The 20,723-nt window shown below is 40.7% G+C and carries 22 protein-coding genes and 1 riboswitch; of the genes, 18 read left to right on the top strand and 4 right to left on the bottom strand.

The window, feature by feature from the left end; translation table 11 throughout:
* Positions 1-73 precede the first annotated feature (73 nt).
* The 6 genes from DRED_RS11705 to selB all read left to right on the top strand — a co-directional run bounded on the left by DRED_RS11705 (position 74) and on the right by selB (position 8,971).
* Positions 74-1,804, top strand: coding sequence for an L-lactate permease (locus tag DRED_RS11705; protein ID WP_011878507.1), 1,731 nt, complete (start codon positions 74-76; stop codon positions 1,802-1,804).
* Positions 1,805-2,096: 292 nt separating this feature from the next.
* Positions 2,097-3,887, top strand: coding sequence for a lactate permease LctP family transporter (locus DRED_RS11700; protein WP_156779653.1), 1,791 nt, complete (start codon positions 2,097-2,099; stop codon positions 3,885-3,887).
* Between the two features lie 81 nt (positions 3,888-3,968).
* Positions 3,969-4,691, top strand: a complete 723-nt coding sequence (locus tag DRED_RS11695; protein WP_011878505.1) for a FadR/GntR family transcriptional regulator — start codon at positions 3,969-3,971, stop codon at positions 4,689-4,691.
* A 147-nt stretch (positions 4,692-4,838) separates the two neighbouring features.
* Positions 4,839-5,558, top strand: a complete 720-nt coding sequence (locus DRED_RS11690; RefSeq protein ID WP_011878504.1) for a FadR/GntR family transcriptional regulator — start codon at positions 4,839-4,841, stop codon at positions 5,556-5,558.
* Positions 5,559-5,639: 81 nt separating this feature from the next.
* Positions 5,640-7,067: an L-seryl-tRNA(Sec) selenium transferase gene (selA, locus tag DRED_RS11685; protein WP_011878503.1), complete on the top strand. Its 1,428-nt coding sequence runs from the start codon at positions 5,640-5,642 to the stop codon at positions 7,065-7,067.
* Positions 7,064-8,971 carry a selenocysteine-specific translation elongation factor gene (gene selB, locus DRED_RS11680; protein WP_011878502.1) on the top strand — a complete coding sequence of 636 codons (1,908 nt, stop codon included), beginning with the start codon at positions 7,064-7,066 and terminating at the stop codon, positions 8,969-8,971. The genes selA and selB overlap by 4 nt, the downstream gene beginning before the upstream one ends.
* A 60-nt stretch (positions 8,972-9,031) precedes the next feature.
* Here selB and DRED_RS11675 read toward each other — a convergent pair whose 3' ends face one another.
* Entirely contained in the window at positions 9,032-9,520 is a 489-nt protein-coding gene (locus DRED_RS11675) for a polyprenyl synthetase family protein (protein ID WP_011878501.1), read from the bottom strand.
* 142 nt (positions 9,521-9,662) lie between these two features.
* Here DRED_RS11675 and DRED_RS11670 point away from each other — a divergent pair, with 142 nt between their 5' ends.
* From DRED_RS11670 to prpE, 6 genes are all read left to right on the top strand, one after another.
* Positions 9,663-10,082, top strand: a complete 420-nt coding sequence (locus DRED_RS11670) for a nucleoside recognition domain-containing protein (RefSeq protein ID WP_041274929.1) — start codon at positions 9,663-9,665, stop codon at positions 10,080-10,082.
* 44 nt (positions 10,083-10,126) lie between these two features.
* On the top strand, positions 10,127-10,642 hold the full coding sequence (locus tag DRED_RS11665) for a nucleoside recognition domain-containing protein (RefSeq protein ID WP_041274604.1): 516 nt from the start codon (positions 10,127-10,129) through the stop codon (positions 10,640-10,642).
* Between the two features lie 35 nt (positions 10,643-10,677).
* Entirely contained in the window at positions 10,678-11,034 is a 357-nt protein-coding gene (lpdD, locus tag DRED_RS11660; protein WP_337998921.1) for a prenylated flavin chaperone LpdD, read from the top strand.
* A gap of 69 nt (positions 11,035-11,103) precedes the next feature.
* Entirely contained in the window at positions 11,104-11,373 is a 270-nt protein-coding gene (locus DRED_RS11655) for a hypothetical protein (protein WP_011878499.1), read from the top strand.
* 73 nt (positions 11,374-11,446) lie between these two features.
* Positions 11,447-11,656 carry a hypothetical protein gene (locus DRED_RS11650; protein WP_041274602.1) on the top strand — a complete coding sequence of 70 codons (210 nt, stop codon included), beginning with the start codon at positions 11,447-11,449 and terminating at the stop codon, positions 11,654-11,656.
* Positions 11,657-11,731: 75 nt separating this feature from the next.
* Complete coding sequence (prpE, locus tag DRED_RS11645) at positions 11,732-12,508, top strand: bis(5'-nucleosyl)-tetraphosphatase PrpE (RefSeq protein WP_011878498.1); 777 nt, start codon at positions 11,732-11,734, stop codon at positions 12,506-12,508.
* A gap of 1 nt (position 12,509) precedes the next feature.
* Here the strand turns inward: prpE and DRED_RS11640 are convergent, their stop codons facing one another.
* Positions 12,510-12,689, bottom strand: coding sequence for a hypothetical protein (locus tag DRED_RS11640; RefSeq protein WP_041274601.1), 180 nt, complete (start codon positions 12,687-12,689; stop codon positions 12,510-12,512).
* A 192-nt stretch (positions 12,690-12,881) separates the two neighbouring features.
* A riboswitch (purine riboswitch) is annotated at positions 12,882-12,981 on the top strand.
* 149 nt (positions 12,982-13,130) lie between these two features.
* Positions 13,131-13,328: a cold shock domain-containing protein gene (locus DRED_RS11635; protein ID WP_011878497.1), complete on the bottom strand. Its 198-nt coding sequence runs from the start codon at positions 13,326-13,328 to the stop codon at positions 13,131-13,133.
* A 232-nt stretch (positions 13,329-13,560) separates the two neighbouring features.
* Here DRED_RS11635 and DRED_RS11630 point away from each other — a divergent pair, with 232 nt between their 5' ends.
* The 6 genes from DRED_RS11630 to DRED_RS11605 all read left to right on the top strand — a co-directional run bounded on the left by DRED_RS11630 (position 13,561) and on the right by DRED_RS11605 (position 19,999).
* Positions 13,561-14,667 (top strand): BMP family ABC transporter substrate-binding protein, encoded by a 1,107-nt coding sequence (locus DRED_RS11630; protein WP_011878496.1) that lies wholly within the window; start codon positions 13,561-13,563, stop codon positions 14,665-14,667.
* A 76-nt stretch (positions 14,668-14,743) separates the two neighbouring features.
* Positions 14,744-16,273: an ABC transporter ATP-binding protein gene (locus DRED_RS11625; RefSeq protein ID WP_011878495.1), complete on the top strand. Its 1,530-nt coding sequence runs from the start codon at positions 14,744-14,746 to the stop codon at positions 16,271-16,273.
* Positions 16,270-17,364 (top strand): ABC transporter permease, encoded by a 1,095-nt coding sequence (locus DRED_RS11620; RefSeq protein ID WP_011878494.1) that lies wholly within the window; start codon positions 16,270-16,272, stop codon positions 17,362-17,364. The genes DRED_RS11625 and DRED_RS11620 overlap by 4 nt, the downstream gene beginning before the upstream one ends.
* A gap of 3 nt (positions 17,365-17,367) precedes the next feature.
* Complete coding sequence (locus DRED_RS11615; protein ID WP_011878493.1) at positions 17,368-18,300, top strand: ABC transporter permease; 933 nt, start codon at positions 17,368-17,370, stop codon at positions 18,298-18,300.
* 23 nt (positions 18,301-18,323) lie between these two features.
* The gene (locus tag DRED_RS11610) at positions 18,324-18,890 is read left to right on the top strand and encodes a xanthine phosphoribosyltransferase (RefSeq protein WP_011878492.1); all 567 of its coding nucleotides are present in this window, start codon (positions 18,324-18,326) and stop codon (positions 18,888-18,890) included.
* Between the two features lie 209 nt (positions 18,891-19,099).
* On the top strand, positions 19,100-19,999 hold the full coding sequence (locus tag DRED_RS11605) for a protease complex subunit PrcB family protein (RefSeq protein ID WP_011878491.1): 900 nt from the start codon (positions 19,100-19,102) through the stop codon (positions 19,997-19,999).
* 62 nt (positions 20,000-20,061) lie between these two features.
* On the opposite strand, the gene DRED_RS11600 is transcribed toward DRED_RS11605, so the two are convergent.
* Entirely contained in the window at positions 20,062-20,499 is a 438-nt protein-coding gene (locus DRED_RS11600; protein ID WP_011878490.1) for a universal stress protein, read from the bottom strand.
* Positions 20,500-20,723: the final 224 nt, after the last annotated feature.

Below are 20,723 nucleotides of genomic sequence, written 5' to 3'. Positions count from 1 at the left end.
AGGAATTTATTTTTTGTATTATCTAATAATTACGCAATTATATTTTTTTTAAGAAATAAGGGGGATATATAACATGTGGCTACAAGAAACGAACCCTTTTGGGAACATTGGGATTTCCGCACTGGTTGCTTCTATACCAATTCTTATTCTGTTCTACGCCCTTGCAATTAAACGCATGAAGGGGCATATAGCAGGCATAATCACCCTTGTTGCAGCAATTTTAGTTGCTATCGTTGCCTACGGTATGCCAGCTAAATTAGCCGTACTTTCAACGATATACGGTATTTTAACGGGGATATTTCCCATTGGTTGGATTGTTTTGTGTGCTGTGTTTTTATACAATCTAACTGTAAAAACGGGCCATTTTGAGGTGATAAAGGACTCCATTGCTTCTATTACAGAAGATCGTCGATTACAAGCTTTGTTAATTGGCTATTGCTTTGGAGCCTTTTTAGAAGGTGCTGCTGGCTTTGGTGCTCCGGTTGCCATCACTGCGGGTATGCTAGTTGGCCTAGGCTTTCAACCCCTGTATGCTGCAGGATTATGCTTGATTGCAAACACTGCTCCGGTGGCCTTCGGTGGAATTGGCATTCCCATTATTACAGCTGGTAAAGTTTCAGGATTAGATCCCTTTGTTGTAAGTCAAATGATAGCAAATCAATTACCTTTACTATCCTTTGTTGTTCCGTTCTGGTTGGTCTTTATTATGTCTGGCTGGAAGGGCATGAAAGAAGTTTTTGCACCAGTTTTCGTCACTGCAGCTTCCTTCAGTGTTACCATGTGGTTCGTAGCATTTAAAATTGGTCCTGAATTACCCAATATTATTTCAGCACTGGTAGCCATTGTAGTACTGGTTTCTTTCTTAAAGGTCTGGAAGCCAAAGCAAATCTGGCGTTTTCCTAATGAACCTGCAGCCAGTATGGAAGTAAAGCATCACCCCTTTGGTAGAATTGTACAAGCTTGGACTCCCTTTATTGTGCTGACTGTATTAATTGGTGACTGGGGAATTAGTGGTATTAAGTACCTGTTGGATCAGTTTACTGTTAAAATTCCCATTGCTGGCTTGCATAATGCTATTATGATTGGGGACAAACCTCTAGAAGTTATCTATAAATTTAACTGGTTAGGGGCAGCTGGTACTGCCATTCTCATTGCAACCATTATATCAGCCATTATCCTAAGGGTACGTCCTAAAACATATCTTTCTGTATTTGGAGAAACCTTAAACAGCTTGAAGTATTCTCTAACAACGGTTGCTTGTGTTCTAGGTTTTGCCTATGTTGCTAACTTTGCTGGAATTACCCCTACCCTGGGACAAGCCCTCACTGTAACTGGATCTTTCTTCCCGTTTGTTTCCCCCTTTCTGGGATGGGTAGGTGTCTTTGTTACCGGCAGTGATACCTCTGCCAATGCATTGTTCTGCAACATGCAGAAAATAACAGCCCAACAGATTGATGTAAACCCCGTTTTAACTGTAACAGCTAACACTAGCGGTGGTGTGGCTGCCAAGATGATTTCACCTCAGAGTATTGCAGTGGCTTGTGCATCTGTAAATTTGGTTGGTAAAGAGAGTGATTTGTTTAGATTTACTGTAAAACACAGTTTACTCTTTACAGCAATCATGGGTGTAATTGTATATATACAAGCATACTATTTAAAAGGGATGGTGCCTGCAGTGGTAGAGGCTTCCGCTGTTGCGAAGGCCGCAACTCCTGATTATGGACTAAGTACAGTAGCTTTAGTAGTATCCTTTGCTGTTATGGTGCTGCTTGGTATAGTAGCTGCTCGTCAGAGAATGGAATAAAATTATAAAATAGTAACCTAAAAACCCTTTTGTGTGCAGTCACCTGACTGTATACACAAAAGGGTTTTTTGCTTTTGACATAGATAGTATTACCTTCCAGGGGGATTTAAGTAGTAAAAGCTATGTATCTGTTTGACTAAAAATAAAAATATTATAGAAATAAAAATTTTGACAAAATTCAATCTCGAAAAGAAGGAAATTATAATAAAATAATGAATATTTGATATATAAAGGTCAGACCACTCTTCCACAAAACCAGAAAGGAGAATGTATTTTACAAAGTAGCTAATAAATGACCCAACCAAATAGGAGGCGATTCATAATGATGTGGGAGCAGATAATCACTCCTTTTGAAAACCAATATTTATCAGCATTTGTGGCGTCCATACCGATATCCTTTCTTTTTTTTACACTTTACTCAAGGGTTAGAATACACATTGCTGGGTTTTTGACATTACTTGTTACAACGGGAGTTGCTATTTTTGTATATGGTATGCCTTTTAAGTTGGCAGCATGGTCTTCGTTTTACGGCGGGATGACGGGGATGTTTTCCATTGGTTGGATTATGCTTTCGTCACTTTTCTTATACAAACTAACGGTCAAGACGGGTCAGATTCACATCATTACCTGGTCAATCCAATCTATAACAAGGGATCACCGTCTTCAATGCTTATTAGTTGCCCTTTGTTTAGGAGCTTTTTTAGAGAACCTTGCAGGTTACAGCACTTCAGTGGCTATAACCTCTGGGATACTGGTTGCTCTGGGATTTCGCCCCATCTATGCGGCAGTTCTTTGTTTAATTACTTCAATATCCTTTGGTTTTATGGGAGTTCCTATTATTACTGCAGGGCTTACTTCTGATATCGATATGATGGCTGTTTCCCAAATGGTAGGCCGCCAGTTGCCGATTCTTTCATTTTTGCTTCCCTTCTGGTTAGTTTTTATCTTAGCAGGTTGGAAAGGGACTAAGGAAGTTTGGCTGCCAATTCTAGTATGTGGTATTTCCTTTGCTGGGGTTCAATGGTTTGCGGCAAATTATATATTTCTGAGCATTGTTAATACTTTAGCAGCAGTTACAACCATGATCATTATGGTATTTTTTCTTCGTAATTGGCAACCCAAAGATGTTTGGCACTCACAGAAAACTAGTTCCTTTTACCCGAATGAGAAAATTTCATTTAGTACGGTTTTGAGCGCTTGGTTGCCCTATATAATCATGACTATTTTTATTATAAACTGGTCATTTAAACCCGTTCAGGATTTTCTTAATACTTTTACGGTTTATGTAGCAGTAAGCACTCTGAATAATACCATTATTGCTAGTGGGAAACCAATTGAAGTTTATTTAAGCTTGTCCCTTTTATCATCTGTAGGAACGGTAATTTTTATATCAGCAATTATTAATGCATATATATATAAAGTTTGTCACAAGGAATTAATTACCTTGTTAGGACAAGCAGTAAGAAATTTATTTCTGCCCTTGGTTGGAATATCACTTATTATTGGAGTATCATATTTAATGAATTGGTCCGGGATGATCGCTTCCATGGCCAATGTTATTGCTTCTGCCAATGGCTTATTGCCAATGTTTGCACCAATTTTAGGTTGGTTGGGTGTATTTATTACTGGTTCAGATGTTTCTTCCAATACTTTAATGGCAAAACTTCAGGCCAATACTGCCCAAATAGTTGGTTTTGATCCTGTTCTTACGGTAGCTGCCAATCATTCCGGTGGCGCAGTGGCAAAAATGATTTCTCCCGAGGCCATCGGTGCTGCTGCTTCAGCAACGGGATTAAACGGAAGGGAAGATGATATTTTTAGTTATACATTAACCCATAGTCTGTTTTTTCTATCATTCCTATGTTTTTTAACATATCTTCAAGCTTATACCTTTAAATGGTTAATTCCTTCCTATCATAAAGTGTTGGGGATTACGGCTGAAATGGTAAATTATAAAATTGAAGGATATAAGTTAATGATACTTATGTTAGGATTAGTTCTAGTATTAGCTTTATTCTCCAGTAAATTAAAGGGGAAAGATAACAAGCAAAATGAACATACTAACAGGGTGAAAACTTTATGACATGATCAGATAGAAATATATCTTTTAATATTTAATAAAGTTGCTTTGCAAAAATAAAATATATTATATGGAGTGCAAAAGATGGAGTTTAAGCCTATAAAAGCAAAAAAAGTTTATGAAGAAATTGTGCAACAAATAAAAGAGATGATTAGCAAGGGAGAACTTCAAGCAGGGGATAAAATGATTCCAGAGAGGGAGTTAGCGGAAAGACTTCAGGTAGGTCGTTCTGCTGTTAGAGAAGCTTATCGTGCCCTGGAAGCCATTGGAATTATTGAGATAAGGTCTGGAGAGGGTACGTTTGTTCGCAAATTAGGAAACAAACCTATGACTGATATTATGTCATTCGCTGTTATCACTGGAAAAGATACTCTTTTTGAACTTTTGGAATTACGTAAAATTGTAGAAACAGAGGCTGCTTCTCTAGCTGCACAGCGAAGAACAGAGGAAGATATAAATAATATCGAAAAATGGCTTAAGCAAATGAAGCTAGACATTGAAAAAGGAAATTTAGGTGATATTTCCGATATAAACTTTCATTATGCACTTACAGATGCTGCTCATAATTCGTTATTAACAAGACTGATGAATTCAATATCTGAAACCATGAAAAAAGAAATGGTAACAGTACGTTTAAATTTATATGAAGCCCATAGAACACCTTGGAAGCTCTATCATCAGCATGAAGTGATCACTGAGGCTATAAAAAAAGGAGATGCGGAAGGGGCTCGCGCTGCAATGTTAGATCATTTAGTCAATGCTGAGAGAGAATTAATACAATATAAGAACAAAAGCAATAAAGTATAAGCTAAGGAAACTAGTTGGTTAGGTTTTTAGAAAATAATATAAAATTATGTTTACTTTATAGTTTTATTTTCACAAAGATTTACAACAGTTAATAAATTAATTATTATTAGTGTAGAGTAATTTTTTACTAATTGGAGTTGTTAATTTATGGAATTTAAGCCTATAAAACCTAAAAAAATATACGAAGAAATTGTGGATCAGCTTAAAGGAATGATAACTAGGGGTGAACTTAGCCCAGGGGACAAACTCTTGCCAGAAAGGGAGCTAGCAGACCAACTTCAGGTTGGCCGTTCTGCTGTTCGTGAGGCATATCGTGCCCTTGAAGCCATTGGCATTATAGAAATCAGAGCTGGTGAAGGAACCTTTGTGCGTGAATTAAATACAAAATCTATGACGGACATTATGTCCTTTGCGGTGATTACCGGAAAGGGTGCTATATTAGAACTTCTGGAACTTAGAAAAATTATTGAAATTGAGGCCGCTGCCCTTGCGGCAGAACGCTTGACAAAGGATAATTTGATTAACCTTAAAAAATGCTTGGACAAAATGAAAGAGGATGTCAATAAAGGGGTAGTAGGTGAAGTATCCGACTTAATATTTCACCATGCCATTACAGAAGCGGCGCATAATTCTCTACTTACGAGAGTTATTAGTTCTGTTTCTGATACGATGAAAACTGAGATGAAAAAGGTTCGTGAAAGAATGTATGAAACGCCTGGCAGACCTGAAATATTATATAAGCAGCATGAGGAAATTTACCAGGCCATTGTAAATAGAGATCCTGCAGAAGCAAGAAAAGCCATGCTAAACCATTTGGTCAGTACAGAGCAGGTTTTGATCCAAGTAATGAATAAAGATAAGATTTAACCCAGCAATGCTGGGTTTCTTGCTTTTTCAGTATTGGTTACCCTATAATTGAACGAAGAAAAGTTTGTACGGGGGAATTGTATGGAGCTGCAAAAGAATAAAGATTTATTAAGAGAATTACCTAAAGTGGACCAAATCATAAAGAATCCAGCTATTGATAAGCTATTAGATACCTACCCTAGGACTTTGGTAGTAGAAGCTGTCCGCAATTCCATTGATTCAATCAGAAAAGGCATTTTAAATGGACAGTTTTATCAAATTGACAAAATGCAAGAAATGGTTATTCAAGGGGTAGTGGATCTGCTGGAAAAAGAAACCCGACCGAACCTACGAAAAGTTATTAATGCCACTGGAGTGGTATTACATACCAATCTAGGAAGGGCATTGCTTTCTAAATCTGCCAGAAAAGCAGTAGATGCTGTCACATCTTCCTTTTGTAACCTGGAAATCAATCTTGAATCAGGGAAAAGGGGTTCCCGGTATGAGCCTGTGGAGGAATTAATAACCCGACTGACCGGTGCAGAGGCTGCACTGGTAGTAAATAACAATGCCTCTGCTGTTTTACTGGCATTGGGTACTCTAGCTAAGGGAAAAGAAGTTATCGTATCTAGAGGACAGCTTGTTGAAATTGGGGGTTCCTTCCGAATTCCCGAGGTTATGGAACAAAGTGGAGCAATATTGGTGGAAGTAGGAGCCACCAACAAAACGCATCCTTGGGATTACCGCAATGGAATTTCGGAGAACACTGCCCTTTTATTACATGTACATACAAGTAACTATCGCATTGTTGGTTTTACCAGAGAAACAACGGTGGAGGAACTGGTGGCAATTGGTAAAGAAGGTAATATTCCAGTGATGTCCGACCTAGGCAGTGGTTTCCTGGTTGAATTATCCCAATTTGGTCTCCCCAAAGAACCCAGTGTTCAGGAAACTGTGGCAGCCGGGGCAGATGTAATAACCTTCTCTGGTGACAAATTGTTGGGAGGGCCCCAGGCAGGAATTATTGTAGGTAAAAGACACTGGATTGAAAAGATGAAAAAAAATCCCTTAACCCGAGCAGTTAGGATCAATAAATTTACGGTGGCGGCTTTGGAAGCAACACTGCGAGAATATCTGGATGAACAAGGTGTTTTGAAAAATATCCCAACGCTACGCATGCTTACAGAACCAACAGAGGAAATAAGGTCTAGGGCTAGAGAGTTAGAAAAGAAACTTAGGATGCTTCTGAAAGTAAAGGTGGACATAGAAGTCATAGGAGGAACCTCTCAGGTAGGAGGTGGTTCCATGCCAACGGCTGAGATGGCAACCTATATACTGGCCTGTGTACCGGAAAACTTATCGGTGGATGAGCTTGCTGTAAATCTACGAATGTCGGAACCTGCGGTGGTGGCAAGGGTTCAAGATGGAAAATATCAGGTGGACTTGCGAACAGTTCAATTTGAAGAAATTGATATGTTAGCAACTGTCATGGCCAAAGTTCTAAATTCCGGGGAGGTGAGCCGGCGATGAAGCATATTATCATTGGAACCGCAGGGCACGTGGACCATGGTAAAACCTTGCTTATTAAAACATTAACAGGAATGGATACTGACCGTTTAAAAGAAGAGAAGGAAAGAGGTATTTCCATTGAGCTTGGCTTTGCCCAGCTTAAACTGCCCAGTGGTAAACAAGCAGGTATTGTGGATGTCCCGGGTCACGAAAAATTTATTAAGAACATGTTGGCAGGGGTCGGCGGAATTGACTTGGTATTGTTGGTAATTGCTGCGGACGAAGGCGTGATGCCCCAAACCAAAGAACATGTTGATATTATTCAATTGCTTCAAGTTAAGAAAGGGATAGTGGTCTTAACCAAAATAGATATGGTGGACGAGGAATGGCTTAGCTTGGTAACGGAAGAAATTAGGGAGTATTTAAAAGATACTGTTCTTAGTGAGGCACCTGTTGTACCTGTATCATCTACAACTAAGCAGGGGATTCCGCAACTATTGGATTTAATTGATCAATTTGTGGATGACACGGAAGAAAGAAACAGCAGTGGTAAGTTAAGGTTACCCATAGACAGGGTGTTCTCAGTAACTGGTTTTGGGACGGTAGTAACTGGTACTTTGCTATCTGGCCGGGTTTCCACGGGAGATACCGTAGAAATCATGCCCCTTGGCACGGTTTCTAGAGTTCGCTCCATACAAGTCCATGGTAAAAAAGTAGAGCAGGCTCGGGCAGGTCAACGGACGGCAGTAAACATCATCGGAGTGGAGGTGGAGGAGGTTAAGCGTGGTAGTGTTTTGGTAACGCCTAACAGCGTAGAACCTTCACACCGTATGGATGTTAAATTTCTATTATTGGAAAGCGCGGAAAAACCGCTTAAAAATCGGGCTAGGGTTCGGTTGTATTTGGGAACTGATGAGATTTTAGGTAGGGTGAGACTTCTGGACCGAGAAGAAATAGAACCAAACCAGGAAGCCTATGTTCAGCTGGAATTGGAAGAGAGGGGAATTGCCGGTAAAGGGGATCGTTTTGTTATCCGATCCTATTCTCCTATGAGGACCATTGGTGGCGGTGTTGTCATTGAACCCAATGCACCCAAGCATAAACGCTATCGATCAGAGGTGTTGGAAGGACTGGCCACCAAAGAGAAGGGGACCCCAGAGGAATTAGTAAACCAACTTCTAGCTGGAAAGCAGGGCCTGTTTAGTCCGGAAGAAATTATTGAAGCAACTGGTCTTGCCGGGGACGATCTAAAAATTAGTATAGAGAAGTTACAGTCTGAACAACAGGTAAAATGCATACCAGTCGACAAAAAGAGTCTCTATATAGCACAATTTACTTATAACAAATGGCGTCAGGAAATTAAGAGTATGGTAATCAACTATCATCGGGAATACCCCTTAAGAGAAGGGTACCCGAAGGAAGAACTGCGCTCCAGGAAATTCCCCTTTATCAATAACAAACACTTTCAGTATTTGCTCCAGGCAATGGAAATAGATGGTTTATTGAAGCTTCATGATAAAACCCTTGCCTTAGCAGAATTTACTGGTGAGTTATCCGGCAGCCAGCAGAAGTTGGTACAGGATATGATATGTGCCATACAAGAAGGCAATTTTCAGCCGCCGTCCTGGGTGGAAGTTGTGAAAAAGTTCCGTCTGAAGGATGCTGAGTCCCAAGAGTATCTGCAGTATTTTCTCCGTACGGGCCAATTAGTTAAGCTAAGCGATGATGAACTGTATTATACAGCAGATCGATATCAGCAGGCCAAAACGAAAATTGTTGAATACCTTAAAGAAAACAAAGAAATCTCAGTGGCTCAGACTCGTGATTTGTTAAAAACCTCCCGAAAGTTCACTCTACCTTTGCTGGAAACCATGGATCGTGAGAGGCTGACCCGCCGAGTGGGAGATAATAGGGTACTGGTCTAGAATGCTTTGTTATACCTAATTATTTCAAAACTGAGGACAGCGAAGGCTGTCCTTTTAAACTTACAGGATATAGGCTAGTAAGCCGCTTTGTAGAACTACAAGGGATATAATAATCAACTCTCCTATAGTAATACTTTTTACATTCTCTAGATGTATTTGGGAAGTTATTACGGTACAGAGAAGGCCGAAGGGCAACGACCAAAGAAAAGCCCTGTTGAAATGGGCTGCGGGTTTACCCCGTCGTGTAGCAGCGTTATCAATGATATCATCATGGGTAAGGGTGGCCAGATGAAGGATTTCCACCGCTATGGCTAATTGCATCACTTGTTTATTTACTAACCCCTGTTTTCCAGCCAGTAAAACCAAGGCTGGTCTTATTCGTTTGCCTCCAGCGATAATTAAGTTATGGGCGGAACCCAATAAATGATTGGAGGGGAAAAGAGCAACCAAAGATTTTTCTACTTCCGCCATTTCCTTTGCAATGGGATTAAATATGGAAAGCATACTGGCGTTCTGCGATTCCGTAGCTACTATAGCATTTTTCTGCATACTGCACCTCATAAAAATGAATGTGACTCTAGTTTTTCCCTGGAATGAAAAAGCATCCGTATTTTAGAAGGGAAATAAATTAGTTTCGAGAACTTAAAAAAGTAAAAAATAATGATAAGGACATCAGGAGGTTATTAACGTGATGGTTACAATAGATACATTTAAAAGGGGTATTCATAAGGGCCTATCCACCACCTGGGTACTATCCAAGGTGGTGGTTCCAATTTATGTAGCTGTAACATTTTTGAGTTTCACCCCGTTATTAGAAAAAATAGCTGATTTATGTGCTCCGTTTATGAAGTATCTGGGTCTTCCTGGGGAAGCTTCCTTGGCACTGGTCGTTGGTAATGTTTTAAATATGTACGCAGCCATCGGTGTTATTGTATCCATACATTTAAATCCTAGGGAAATCACCATTATTGCAATGATGTTACTTTTTTCTCATACCCTTTTTGTGGAATGTGCCGTGGCAGGTAAATGCGGGATTAATCCATGGATTATTGGGTTAGTTCGTATTACTATAGCTGTTTTGGCTGGTCTTGTTTTAAACATTACGTTGTAAATTCTTTAGAAAAGTCTTTAAAGAAGGGAAGGAAAGAAGGATAAATGGATTGGATCGAATTTATAAAGGTTGCCCTAGCGGGTAGTCTGAAAAATATATTCCAAATGGCATTAATTATCATCCCTCTGATGCTAATTCTAGAAATTGCAAGGGATATGAAAATCTTAGATAGAGTGGCGAAATGGATGGTACCGGCTATGAAATTTTTTCGCCTACCCAAAGAAGGAGCATTTCCCCTACTGATTGGATTAACCTTTGGTCTGGCCTATGGCGCGGGTGTTATTATTGAAAGTGTAAAAGAGGGACATTTATCCTGGCGGGATTTATTCCTCATTAATATATTTCTTATTCTTTGTCATTCGGTGGTGGAAGATACCGCCCTTTTTATCGCCATAGGAGCGGATGGTACGGTTATACTGGGAGGCAGAATTATATTAGCACTGATTGTAACCTTTCTACTATCCCGCTGGGGCGGCTTGGCAAAGCTAGAACCATTACTGGCGGGGAAAATGCTGGTTCCCCAGTGCTCTCATTGTGAAAAGGGGTTAACGAAGCAATGATGAAAACAGTCTCATGCACAGTTGGAGAGGGTCGATTGAAGGTACATTTGGTAACTACATTTACCTCAGAGGGGTTAGTTTGTCAACTGTATGGTGGGGAAAAATACCATGTGGGAGCGGTGGTTCTATCCATACCCAGACCGAGTCTGCAGGATTCAGTGCAAATAAGCAGTAATTCCAGTGTACTACCCCTGCTGGGACATAAAGATGATGAAATTGCCAAACCTCTGGCAGAGAGTTTAGCCATTTACTTTAAAGAACCAGTAGTAATGGTGGCAGGCATACACATTGATCATGCGACAAAGGAAGAAATAAATAACATAATAAAAAATTGTTGGCAAGCAGCCAAAAAACTTATGGAAGGCCCTCAATCAAATTCGAAAAACAAATGATATTTTGGAACCCCGTCTTTATGAATTTGCCCTTCATGGGAAAGATTAAATGAAGGTCGTAAAGATGGGGTGTTTTTTTTGAATAAATTATGTATTTTGTGCAATGGACTATATCATGTAACCATTAGCTGTCCAAATTGTGGGTATAATTTGGCTGACCTTGGACTGGTTCAAGATTTTTATGATCCCTATAGTGCATATTTAGATCAAGAAATTTATGAAGATGGTTACAAAGGTTATACCAGCGAATGTTGTGTTCACCTGCTTGTTTGTAATCTTTGTGACTTAAAAGAATTTCGAGCCATGAAACGTTTTTCGGAAGAAGATGTGACCAATTAAATCCCTAATTTAACATAATTTACGCCGGTAGACATAACAGTTCATCGACCATAATATAAATGGAGGTGATAACATGCGGCGCAATATAAATTCCACCGAGCGATTATTGAACGTATTGGGAGGTATTGCCTTTACCGGATTAGGCCGCTCTGAAAATTATCGAAAGTCCTGGCTGGGGAAAAGCATGACTTTGCTTGGTATTAAATCTACTGCAGTGGGGGTATTGGGATACAATCCCCTTATTGATTGGTTGGAACAGGACGACGATGATGATTTCTTTTAAAGAAACGTCCGGTTTGCCGGACGTTTTTCTAAGAAAATCTATCTTATGACTGCAATATAATAAGGAGGGGCTGTCTTGAAAATCAACAGAAAAAATGAAAGGGGCCCCTTTGATATCATAGGCGATGTCCACGGTTGCCTAGAGGAATTAAGAGAGCTTTTATATATCCTTGGTTACCGCGAGGAAAAGAAAAGCTATATACATCCGACGGGACGAAAGGCTATTTTTTTAGGTGATCTAGGTGATAGAGGGCCATACTGCGTGGAAAGTATTCGTTTGGTTATGGGGATGATTCATGGGGGCTACGGTCTGTATGTTCCTGGAAACCATTGTAATAAGCTATACAGATATCTTCAAGGCAGCAATGTACAGGTCAAGTATGGAATGGAAAAGACAGTGGCAGAATTGAAATCCCTAAATCCTATGGAAAGAGATATATTCTCCAGGGAGTTCATCTCCTTTTATGAAGCATCCCCACTATACCTCATCTTGGACGCAGGAAATCTGGTGGCAACCCATGCTGGCATAAAGGAAGAAATGATTGGGCAGGTAAACAAGCGTATTAAAAGCTTCTGTCTTTATGGAGATACCACCGGAGATGTTACTCCAGAAGGTCTGCCGGTTCGTAGGGATTGGGCCAAACATTATCGGGGTAAAGCGTTAATTGTTTATGGACATACCCCCGTTGAAGAGCCCGTTTTTAAAAATAATACTATTGATATCGATACTGCTTGTGCAATGGGAGGCAAGTTAACCGCATTAAGATATCCCGAGAGAAAAATTGTACAGGTACCAGCTAGAACTGTTTACTACATAAGAGACGGTACAAAAATAGAAGTATCGATTGGCTAAATTAGTTTATTTGAAAGGATAGATCTGCATCACAGAGAGGGCAAAATTTTAAGATTCCAGTGGCGGCAAATTCTTGGTTACATCGTTTACAGCAATAAAAATAGATTAGTGTCACACCGCAATGGGGGCAAGTGTCGTGACTACCATCCATTTCTCTTTGACAATAAGGGCAGATAATCATATTTTATTAACCTCCTTGAAAGGGAAGGATAGTGTAATAGTTATTATATGATATGCCTAAATACAAAAAAAGTCCGGGAGATTTCCCGGATTTTTGACTACAAGTGCACAAAGACTGTATCAATACTTGTCTATTATTGACGATTTTAAAAATAATTACTCGTTGACAAGAGTCTATAATCTTGGTAGGATTTACTCATAATGAAATAGATTCCGTATATGCTTAGGAATTGGCTTAAGTGTTTCTACCGGGCAACCGTAATTGCCCGACTACGGAGGGAAAGTGTACCTAGGGTTCCACAATCTTTTTAGGTTGGTTTGGTCCAAGCGGTACAGGCGTATTACAGCGCTACACCTAGAGGGATAAAAGCCCAGGCGGTAGGTTTCACTCTGCTAAGAGGAATCCTATCGTGCTGGGCTTTTTTTAATTGATAAGACTGTTTTACAGTTTTATCACATTCGCAGCCTGTGGGCCACGGGTACCTTCAATAATTTCAAAATCCACGGGCTCTCCTTCTTCCAGGGTACGATAGCCCTCTGACTGAATTGCAGAGTAGTGCACAAAAACATCAGTACCAATTTCTGACTCAATGAAGCCATACCCTTTGTTGGCATTAAACCATTTAACCTTACCTTGCAATGTATTTCCTCCTCAATATTTATAAAGCAAACTGCTTACACCCTAGAGTATTGGCAATTCATAACCAATCTATTCCTATTGAGTAATAAATAATCCAGTTGTATTCTTATGTGTTTTGTAAAACGAGTTTTTTTGATAATAGTTTAAAGTTAAAAGCTGTCTTTTCAGGGGGTGGGGGAGCGGAAAAAACCTATTTAAACCAATATAAGTTAAAATTTTAGGAGGTTAGGAAATGAAATTAAACAAAAAGTTTTTTGCACTTGTTTTAACTCTTTTGTTTACCTTTGCAGTGGTGGGGTGTGGCAGTGAAAAACCACAAGACCAGGAAGGAAAAAAGGAAGATAAGTTAAAAATCGGTTTTATCTATGTCGGTCCGGTGGGTGACGGTGGTTGGAGCTATTCCCATGATGCAGGACGCCAGTATTTAGAAAAGGAAATACCCGGCTTGGAAACTACTTATATTGAGTCTGTTCCAGAAGGTGCTGATTCCGAACGTGTTTTAACTGAACTTGTAGAAAAAGGTAACAAAATTATCTTTGCCACCAGCTTTGGATATATGGATAGCGTTATTAAAGTGGCCCAGAAGTATCCAGATGTTAAATTCCTGCATTGCTCAGGCTATAAAACCGCTGAAAACGTTGGAACCTACTTTGGTCGTATGTATCAGGCCCGTTATCTGACTGGTGTTTTAGCTGGTGAAACTACTAAGAGCAATGTTATTGGCTACGTTGCCGCATTCCCAATTCCTGAAGTAATTCGTGGTATTAATGCTTTTACTTTAGGGGTTAGATCTGTAAACCCCGAAGCCAAGGTAAAGGTAGTTTGGACCAATACCTGGTATGATCCCGCTGCTGAAAAGGAAGCTGGCAAGAGTTTGCTGGAAGCAGGTGCCGATGTTGTAACCCAACACCAGGATACCCCTGGTCCCCAGCAAGCTGCTGAAGAAAAGGGTAAGTTTGGCATTGGTTACAACAGTGATATGAGTAAAATGGCACCCAAGGCCGTTATGACCTCTGCTGTTTGGAATTGGGGACCCTATTATGTTGACACTGTAAAAGCAATTCAAGCAGGCACCTGGAAAAGCGACCAATATTGGGGACCCATGTCTGATAACATTGTTGATTTAGCACCATATGGTCCGATGGTTTCTGACGATATTAAGAAAGTTGTTGAAACTAAAAAACAAGAGATTATTGAAGGTAAGTTCGATGTATTTACAGGTCCCATTAAAGACCAGGCCGGCAAGGAAAGAGTTGCTGCTGGACAGAAAATGTCCGATGCCGATATGCTTTCCCTTGATTGGTTTGTGGAAGGTGTAGAGGGTACCATTCCTAAATAAGACAAGCATTTTCATGTTAAATAAATAAGCTGCTGGCGGTCACCCGCCAGCAGCATAATTTAAGGGGCGAAGGGATTTGACTGCCAATTATTTGGTTGAAATGAAACAAATCACCAAAAGATTTCCTGGTGTGCTGGCCAACGATGGGGTAAATCTTCAAGTGAAAAAGGGTGAAGTATTGGCTTTACTTGGGGAAAACGGTTCCGGCAAAAGTACATTAATGTCTATTCTTTCCGGGCTTTACCGTCCTGATGAGGGAGAGATTTATATTTCGGGCAAGAAACAAATTTTTAAGTCTCCTCGGGAAGCAATTGACGCAGGGATCGGCATGGTTCACCAACATTTCAAGCAAGTCGACACTTTTTCCGTAGCTGAGAATGTTATTCTTGGCAGTAAAGAAGCTAAATTCTTTATAAATGCCAAGAAAGTAGAAAAAGAGATTGAAGATATTTCTCTTGGCTATGGGCTTCATGTGGACCCTACCGCAAAGGTTTGGCAGTTATCTGTTGCCGAAAAACAAAGGGTTGAAATTGTTAAAATGCTGTACCGGGGTTCTAAGCTCTTGGTTCTGGATGAACCTACTGCTGTGTTAACCCCTCAGGAAGCAAGGGAGTTATTCCAAACAGTGCGGCAAATGACAGCTAAAGGACAATCTATCATTCTAATCACCCATAAATTAAACGAGGTAATGGAAGTATCTGACCGGGTTACCATTTTACGAGGTGGCAGGTCTATTGCGACCCGGGAAAAGCATGAGGTTAACGAACGTGAATTGGCTAGGTTAATGATGGGTCAGGATATAGTGGTTCCCAGCCAAAAGAAACCTGGTAAATTTGGGCAGACAGTACTCAAACTAGATAATTTAAGTGCTGGCAGCGATAGTCGTCGAGCAGGTATTAAAGACATCTCTTTGCAGGTAAGGGCTGGAGAAATTATGGGTATTGCCGGCATAGCAGGGAACGGTCGGAGGGAATTGGCAGAAACCATTGCAGGATTACGGCAAGTTTCCAGCGGCAAAATTTATATTGAAGAAAAGGATGTTACCAACCTATCCACCTTAGAAGTTATTGATGAAGGAGTCAGTTATATTCCAGAAGACCGTTTGGGTACCGGATTGGTGCCCAACCTTGGAGCGGTTGAGAATCTTATCTTAAAAGAATATCGCCGTCCTGGGCTGGGCAGTGGTCCGTTTATTAACCGTAATAAGGCCAATGAATATACAAATGAATTGGTCAACGAAGTGGGAGTTAAGCTTACAGGCATGGATGCTCCGGTTAAAATGCTTTCCGGTGGAAACTTACAAAGACTTCTGCTGGCAAGAGAATTGGCCTGTTCGCCCAAAGTCATTGTTGCAGTTTACCCGGTGCGGGGTCTTGATATTGCTGCCGCTGAATTCATTCATAAAATGCTGCTTGAGCAGAGAAGCAAGGGAGCGGCAATAGTATTAATTTCGGAGGATTTGGAAGAACTACTGAAACTTTCCGATAATATTGGTGTCCTATATAAGGGTTCTTTAGTGGGTATTCTTCCGGTGGAGAAAGCAGAACCAGAGGTCATTGGTCTAATGATGTTAGGGGCAAAATCAGGGGAGGTTATGGCATCATGATTAAACTGGAGAGACGGTCAGCACCTTCTCTGGCTGGCATGATCTTAATTCCACTTACCGCTATTTTTCTAGCACTGATCACCGGAGCCATCTTCCTTTATATCAACGGATTAACCTCCCCCAAGGGTATTACTTGGGGGCAGGTTTTTGCAGTTTATTTCGGTATGTTGGAAGGAGCAGTTGGATCTTCCTACGGCTTGTCCGAAACCATTGTAAAAGCCATTCCTTTGATGCTTTGTGGTTTAGGAGTATCCATTGCCTTTCGTATGCAGCTTTGGAACATTGGTGCCGAGGGTCAGTTTCATATGGGGGCCTTTGGAGCTGCCTGGGTTGCCTTAAACTTTTCTCATTTACCAGCTTATGTTATGCTGCCGTTAATGGTTTTAGCTGGGATAATATGTGGCGGGATCTGGGGCTTACTGCCTGGTATTCCCAGGGCATATCTGGGTGTGAATGAAACCATCACTACTCTGATGTTGAACTATGTAGCTATACTTTGGGTGAATTATCTAGTTTTTGGCCCATGGAAAGATCCCCAGGGCATGAACTTTCCATTAAGTAAACCCTTTGAACCCTCAGCCATTCTGCCAACACTGGGTAACAGCAGAGTTCATTTTGGGCTGGTTTTTGCACTGGTTATAGCAGTGTTTCTCTGGTTTGCCCTGAGGCAATCTCGCTGGGGCTATGAGGTAACAGTGATTGGGGAGAGTTCCAGAGCGGCAAGCTATGCAGGCATGAATATAACCAAGAATATTCTCATGGTGATGTTTCTCAGCGGGGCCATGGCAGGACTTGCTGGTATGGCCGAGGTTTCAGCCATTGCTCAAAGGATGCAGCAGGGCATTAGTCCTGGTTATGGCTACACTGCCATTATTGTGGCTTGGCTAGGAAAATTAAATCCCTTTGCAATCCTGTTTGTTTCCTTCTTACTGGGTGCTTTACAGGTTGGTGGTTATAGCGTGCAATCCAGTGGGGTGCCTGCGGCCATTGTATTTATGATACAAGGTGCTTTGTTGTTTTTTATTTTAGGTGGAGAAATATTTAATCGCTATAAAATTGTCTATAGAGGCAAAACCAAGATGGAGGTGTAGCCAATGTCACAGGAATTATTAATAACTATTTTGGCCACCGCCATTACGGCTGGCACCCCAATCCTATATGCGGCACTGGGCGAAGTAATGACCGAGAGATCTGGTATTCTCAATCTGGGGGTTGAAGGTATGATGCTGGTGGGAGCTGTCAGTGGTTTTGCCTTTGCCATTAAAACCAATGATCCGTGGCTGGGTGTTTTAGCTGCTATGCTAGGTGGCGGGGCAATGGCTCTGATCCATGCTTTCCTAACAGTAACCTTGCAGGCCAACCAGGTTGTAAGTGGACTGGCTCTTACAATATTTGGCACAGGGTTATCTGGCTTTATTGGGAAATCCTATATAGGAATTCCTGTGGTGAATTCCTTTAAGCCAGTAACCCTTGGCTTTTTAAGCGATATCCCATTTTTAGGACCGATCTTTTTTCATCACGATTATCTAGTGTATGTAACCTATCTGTTGGTGCCAACCCTCTGGTTTCTTATTTACCGGACACGACCGGGTTTGAACCTAAGGGCAGTGGGTGAAAACCCAGCTTCTGCGGACTCCCTAGGGGTTAGTGTCTATCGAATTCGTTACATCTATGTAATTATGGGCGGTATGCTGGCTGGAATCGGTGGGGCGTACCTTTCACTGGCCTATGCACCCACCTGGTTAGAAAATATGACAGCGGGCAGAGGGTGGATTGCGGTGGCCCTGGTAATATTTGCCACGTGGAATCCCCTTAGGGCGATGTTTGGTAGTTATATTTTTGGTGGGATTGATGCCCTTGGCTTTCGTGCACAGGCCATGGGTGTGATGATTCCTTCGTTCTTCTTGAAAATGTTACCTTATTTCTTTACTATTTTTGTTTTAATTATGGTAACTCGAAAGGCTATGGCTAACCGGGTTGGTTCTCCAGGCGCATTAGGCTTGCCCTATGACCGTGAAGAACGCTGATAATGACATTAGGGGGAGTTAATATGCAATTGAAAGAAATCATAGAAAACAATGCCGAAGTTGTTTCGGATCAAATATTAAGGGTAGATTCCTTTATCAACCATATGATTGACCCAAATGTTATGATGGAAATCGGAGAAGAATTTGCACGTCGTTTTAGGGACGACAAAATAACTAAAGTGTTAACCATAGAAGCCTCTGGGATTGCCATTGGTTTAACAACCGCTCTGGCACTACGAACACCGTTACTATTTGCCAAGAAAAAGGTTCCATCTACGCTGGGCGACTCCTATGTATCGAACATTTATTCTTTTACCAAGAACGAGTCTGTAACTGTTTCTGTGGCAAAGCAATATTTGAAATCCGACGATAAAATACTTATTGTGGATGATTTTTTGGCCCGGGGCGAAGCTCTCAAGGGGTTAGCTCATCTGGTAAAGCAAGCAGATGCCGAACTAGTTGGGGTAGGCATTGTCATAGAAAAGGCCTTTCAGGGGGGCGGTAAGGCTTTGCGGGATGCTGGTGTTAGAATTGAGTCTCTGATCAAAGTAAGTAGTCTCGAAGGTGGAAAACTGCATCTGGAGGAATAGAAAAAGTTATCAACAGATATGACCGGTTACTATGCCGGTCTTTTTTAGCATATCAGAAAGTATAAAACTTTCCGATATGCATAAGGGCAAACTAAGGCTCCGCCGACGTCTAAAGACTTGGCGAAGCCAAGTTTTTCTAATTTTTATTCACAGTGACATGGAACTTATTGGTTGTTAACAGCGTCAATAAAATAACGGGAGGGAAATCTATGAGAAGGCAGTTTGGATTTTTACTAATAGGTGCAACCTTGATAGGAGCTGTTTCTCTATGGCCCATTGCATCGGGGTTAGCTGACGAAAATATAAATAATACACAGCAGGCCCAAGAACAGCAGGTAGATGATAAGAAAACCAATGTCAGTAAGACATTGCCTTATATTACAAGGGCAGAAGCTGCTGAATTGCTGGTTAACTCTCTAGAATTAAATCTTGATGGCTTTCGTTTTTATAAAGCCCCGGAAGTTAGTGACTTTTTCGATGATGTAGTTGCAGCGGACCCTTCAGCTAATGAAATTATGATCCTAGGATATAATGGGGTTCTTCATACTGATGATCGTAGTTTTTGCCCCTCAGAGCTTATTACCCGTGAAGAAATAGCCCAAATTTGTGGTGGTCTGTTGCAGCGAAAAGCCCAGGGGCAAGTGCAAATGGAAGTTGGTCCTCAAATTAATGATTTGAACAAAGCAAACAAAGTAGCAGTTGACGATATTAAGTTGCTAGTTGGTTTAAAAATAATGGTGCTTACAGAGGATGGCAATTTCCAGCCGGATCGAGGAGTATTGGCAGAGGAACTTAAAAACGTTATAAAACGGTTAGAACCTTTCCTTAAAGTAAAAACTAATGATATAACTGCGGAGGTTGTGACTGGAAAAGAAGGTTGCCGAGAAGTAGAAATTTCTTGGGGTGAAAAGCCATCCAGTGGGTATGAATTAACTATTTCTAAAATAGACTTGCAAGGCAATACATTGATGGTTTACTATCAAACTAAAGAACCTACTCCCAGTTCCTATAATTCAACGGTTATAACGGAACCTAAAGACAGCAAACCAATCCCATCAAACTATCCAACAAAATTGGATATCAAGCTTGTTAAAGACTTAAAAAATTAACACCAACCAATGGTTGGTGTTAATTTTTGATATAATGAAAAACCTTTTGGAAAACTACTATTTTACCTTATAATTAAAACTGGGCAGGATGCATGACGAGAGACGCGGTTACTGACACTTCCCATGATGTACCCCTTTATTTCTCCCAAGCCACGGCTTCCGATCACTATTAATTCATAATTATCCTGATTCGCTTTTTCTAAAATTTCATCTGCTGGTTGGCCCATGACGGTATATGTGTCCACTTCTATATTTTTATCTGAAATGGAGGAAACAAATTGTTCTAGCATCTCCTTGCCATTTTTCATTAATTCTTCAATGATAGATTGCTGTACCTGACCTAAATGATCAACTGCTGTATTAACATAGGGTGGCAAACTGGGAACGACATGCATTAGGGTTACTTTAGCTGCCAATTTTTCTGCTAACGCAACAGTGTGGGACAGGGCCTTAATTGAACGTTCCGAACCATCCAGGGGCACTAGAATCTTTTTATACATAGTAGAGCCTCCTTTTATTTATTTCTTATTGTAAGGGGTTCTTCCTAATAATTCCAGAGTGAATCTAAAAAAAGCCCACTGGATGGCATAAAAATATTTATGTGAATTTTCTCATATATCACCCCCCTGCTTTCTTAGTTCAATCATATGTTGGGTACAGATAAATTAGAAGCAAACAATAGGAGATAAAATTTGTTTCAGAAGTAAAAGAAAGGTAAAATAAT

This window comes from Desulforamulus reducens MI-1, from assembly GCF_000016165.1.
Classification (GTDB): domain Bacteria; phylum Bacillota; class Desulfotomaculia; order Desulfotomaculales; family Desulfotomaculaceae; genus Desulfotomaculum; species Desulfotomaculum reducens.
This window is presented reverse-complemented; position numbering and strand designations above follow the sequence as displayed.

Excerpts from the sequence above, each read along its gene's own strand:
- DRED_RS11630 (WP_011878496.1), top strand. The coding sequence starts at position 13,561 with ATGAAATTAAACAAAAAGTTTTTTGCACTTGTTTTAACTCTTTTGTTT.
- DRED_RS11605 (WP_011878491.1), top strand. The coding sequence starts at position 19,100 with ATGAGAAGGCAGTTTGGATTTTTACTAATAGGTGCAACCTTGATAGGA.
- DRED_RS11620 (WP_011878494.1), top strand. The coding sequence starts at position 16,270 with ATGATTAAACTGGAGAGACGGTCAGCACCTTCTCTGGCTGGCATGATC.
- selA (WP_011878503.1), top strand. The coding sequence starts at position 5,640 with ATGGAGCTGCAAAAGAATAAAGATTTATTAAGAGAATTACCTAAAGTG.
- DRED_RS11615 (WP_011878493.1), top strand. The coding sequence starts at position 17,368 with ATGTCACAGGAATTATTAATAACTATTTTGGCCACCGCCATTACGGCT.
- DRED_RS11650 (WP_041274602.1), top strand. The coding sequence starts at position 11,447 with ATGCGGCGCAATATAAATTCCACCGAGCGATTATTGAACGTATTGGGA.
- DRED_RS11695 (WP_011878505.1), top strand. The coding sequence starts at position 3,969 with ATGGAGTTTAAGCCTATAAAAGCAAAAAAAGTTTATGAAGAAATTGTG.
- DRED_RS11690 (WP_011878504.1), top strand. The coding sequence starts at position 4,839 with ATGGAATTTAAGCCTATAAAACCTAAAAAAATATACGAAGAAATTGTG.
- selB (WP_011878502.1), top strand. The coding sequence starts at position 7,064 with ATGAAGCATATTATCATTGGAACCGCAGGGCACGTGGACCATGGTAAA.
- DRED_RS11600 (WP_011878490.1), bottom strand. The coding sequence starts at position 20,499 with ATGTATAAAAAGATTCTAGTGCCCCTGGATGGTTCGGAACGTTCAATT.
- DRED_RS11675 (WP_011878501.1), bottom strand. The coding sequence starts at position 9,520 with ATGCAGAAAAATGCTATAGTAGCTACGGAATCGCAGAACGCCAGTATG.
- DRED_RS11670 (WP_041274929.1), top strand. The coding sequence starts at position 9,663 with ATGGTTACAATAGATACATTTAAAAGGGGTATTCATAAGGGCCTATCC.
- DRED_RS11610 (WP_011878492.1), top strand. The coding sequence starts at position 18,324 with ATGCAATTGAAAGAAATCATAGAAAACAATGCCGAAGTTGTTTCGGAT.
- DRED_RS11705 (WP_011878507.1), top strand. The coding sequence starts at position 74 with ATGTGGCTACAAGAAACGAACCCTTTTGGGAACATTGGGATTTCCGCA.
- DRED_RS11640 (WP_041274601.1), bottom strand. The coding sequence starts at position 12,689 with ATGATTATCTGCCCTTATTGTCAAAGAGAAATGGATGGTAGTCACGAC.
- DRED_RS11700 (WP_156779653.1), top strand. The coding sequence starts at position 2,097 with ATGACCCAACCAAATAGGAGGCGATTCATAATGATGTGGGAGCAGATA.
- DRED_RS11665 (WP_041274604.1), top strand. The coding sequence starts at position 10,127 with ATGGATTGGATCGAATTTATAAAGGTTGCCCTAGCGGGTAGTCTGAAA.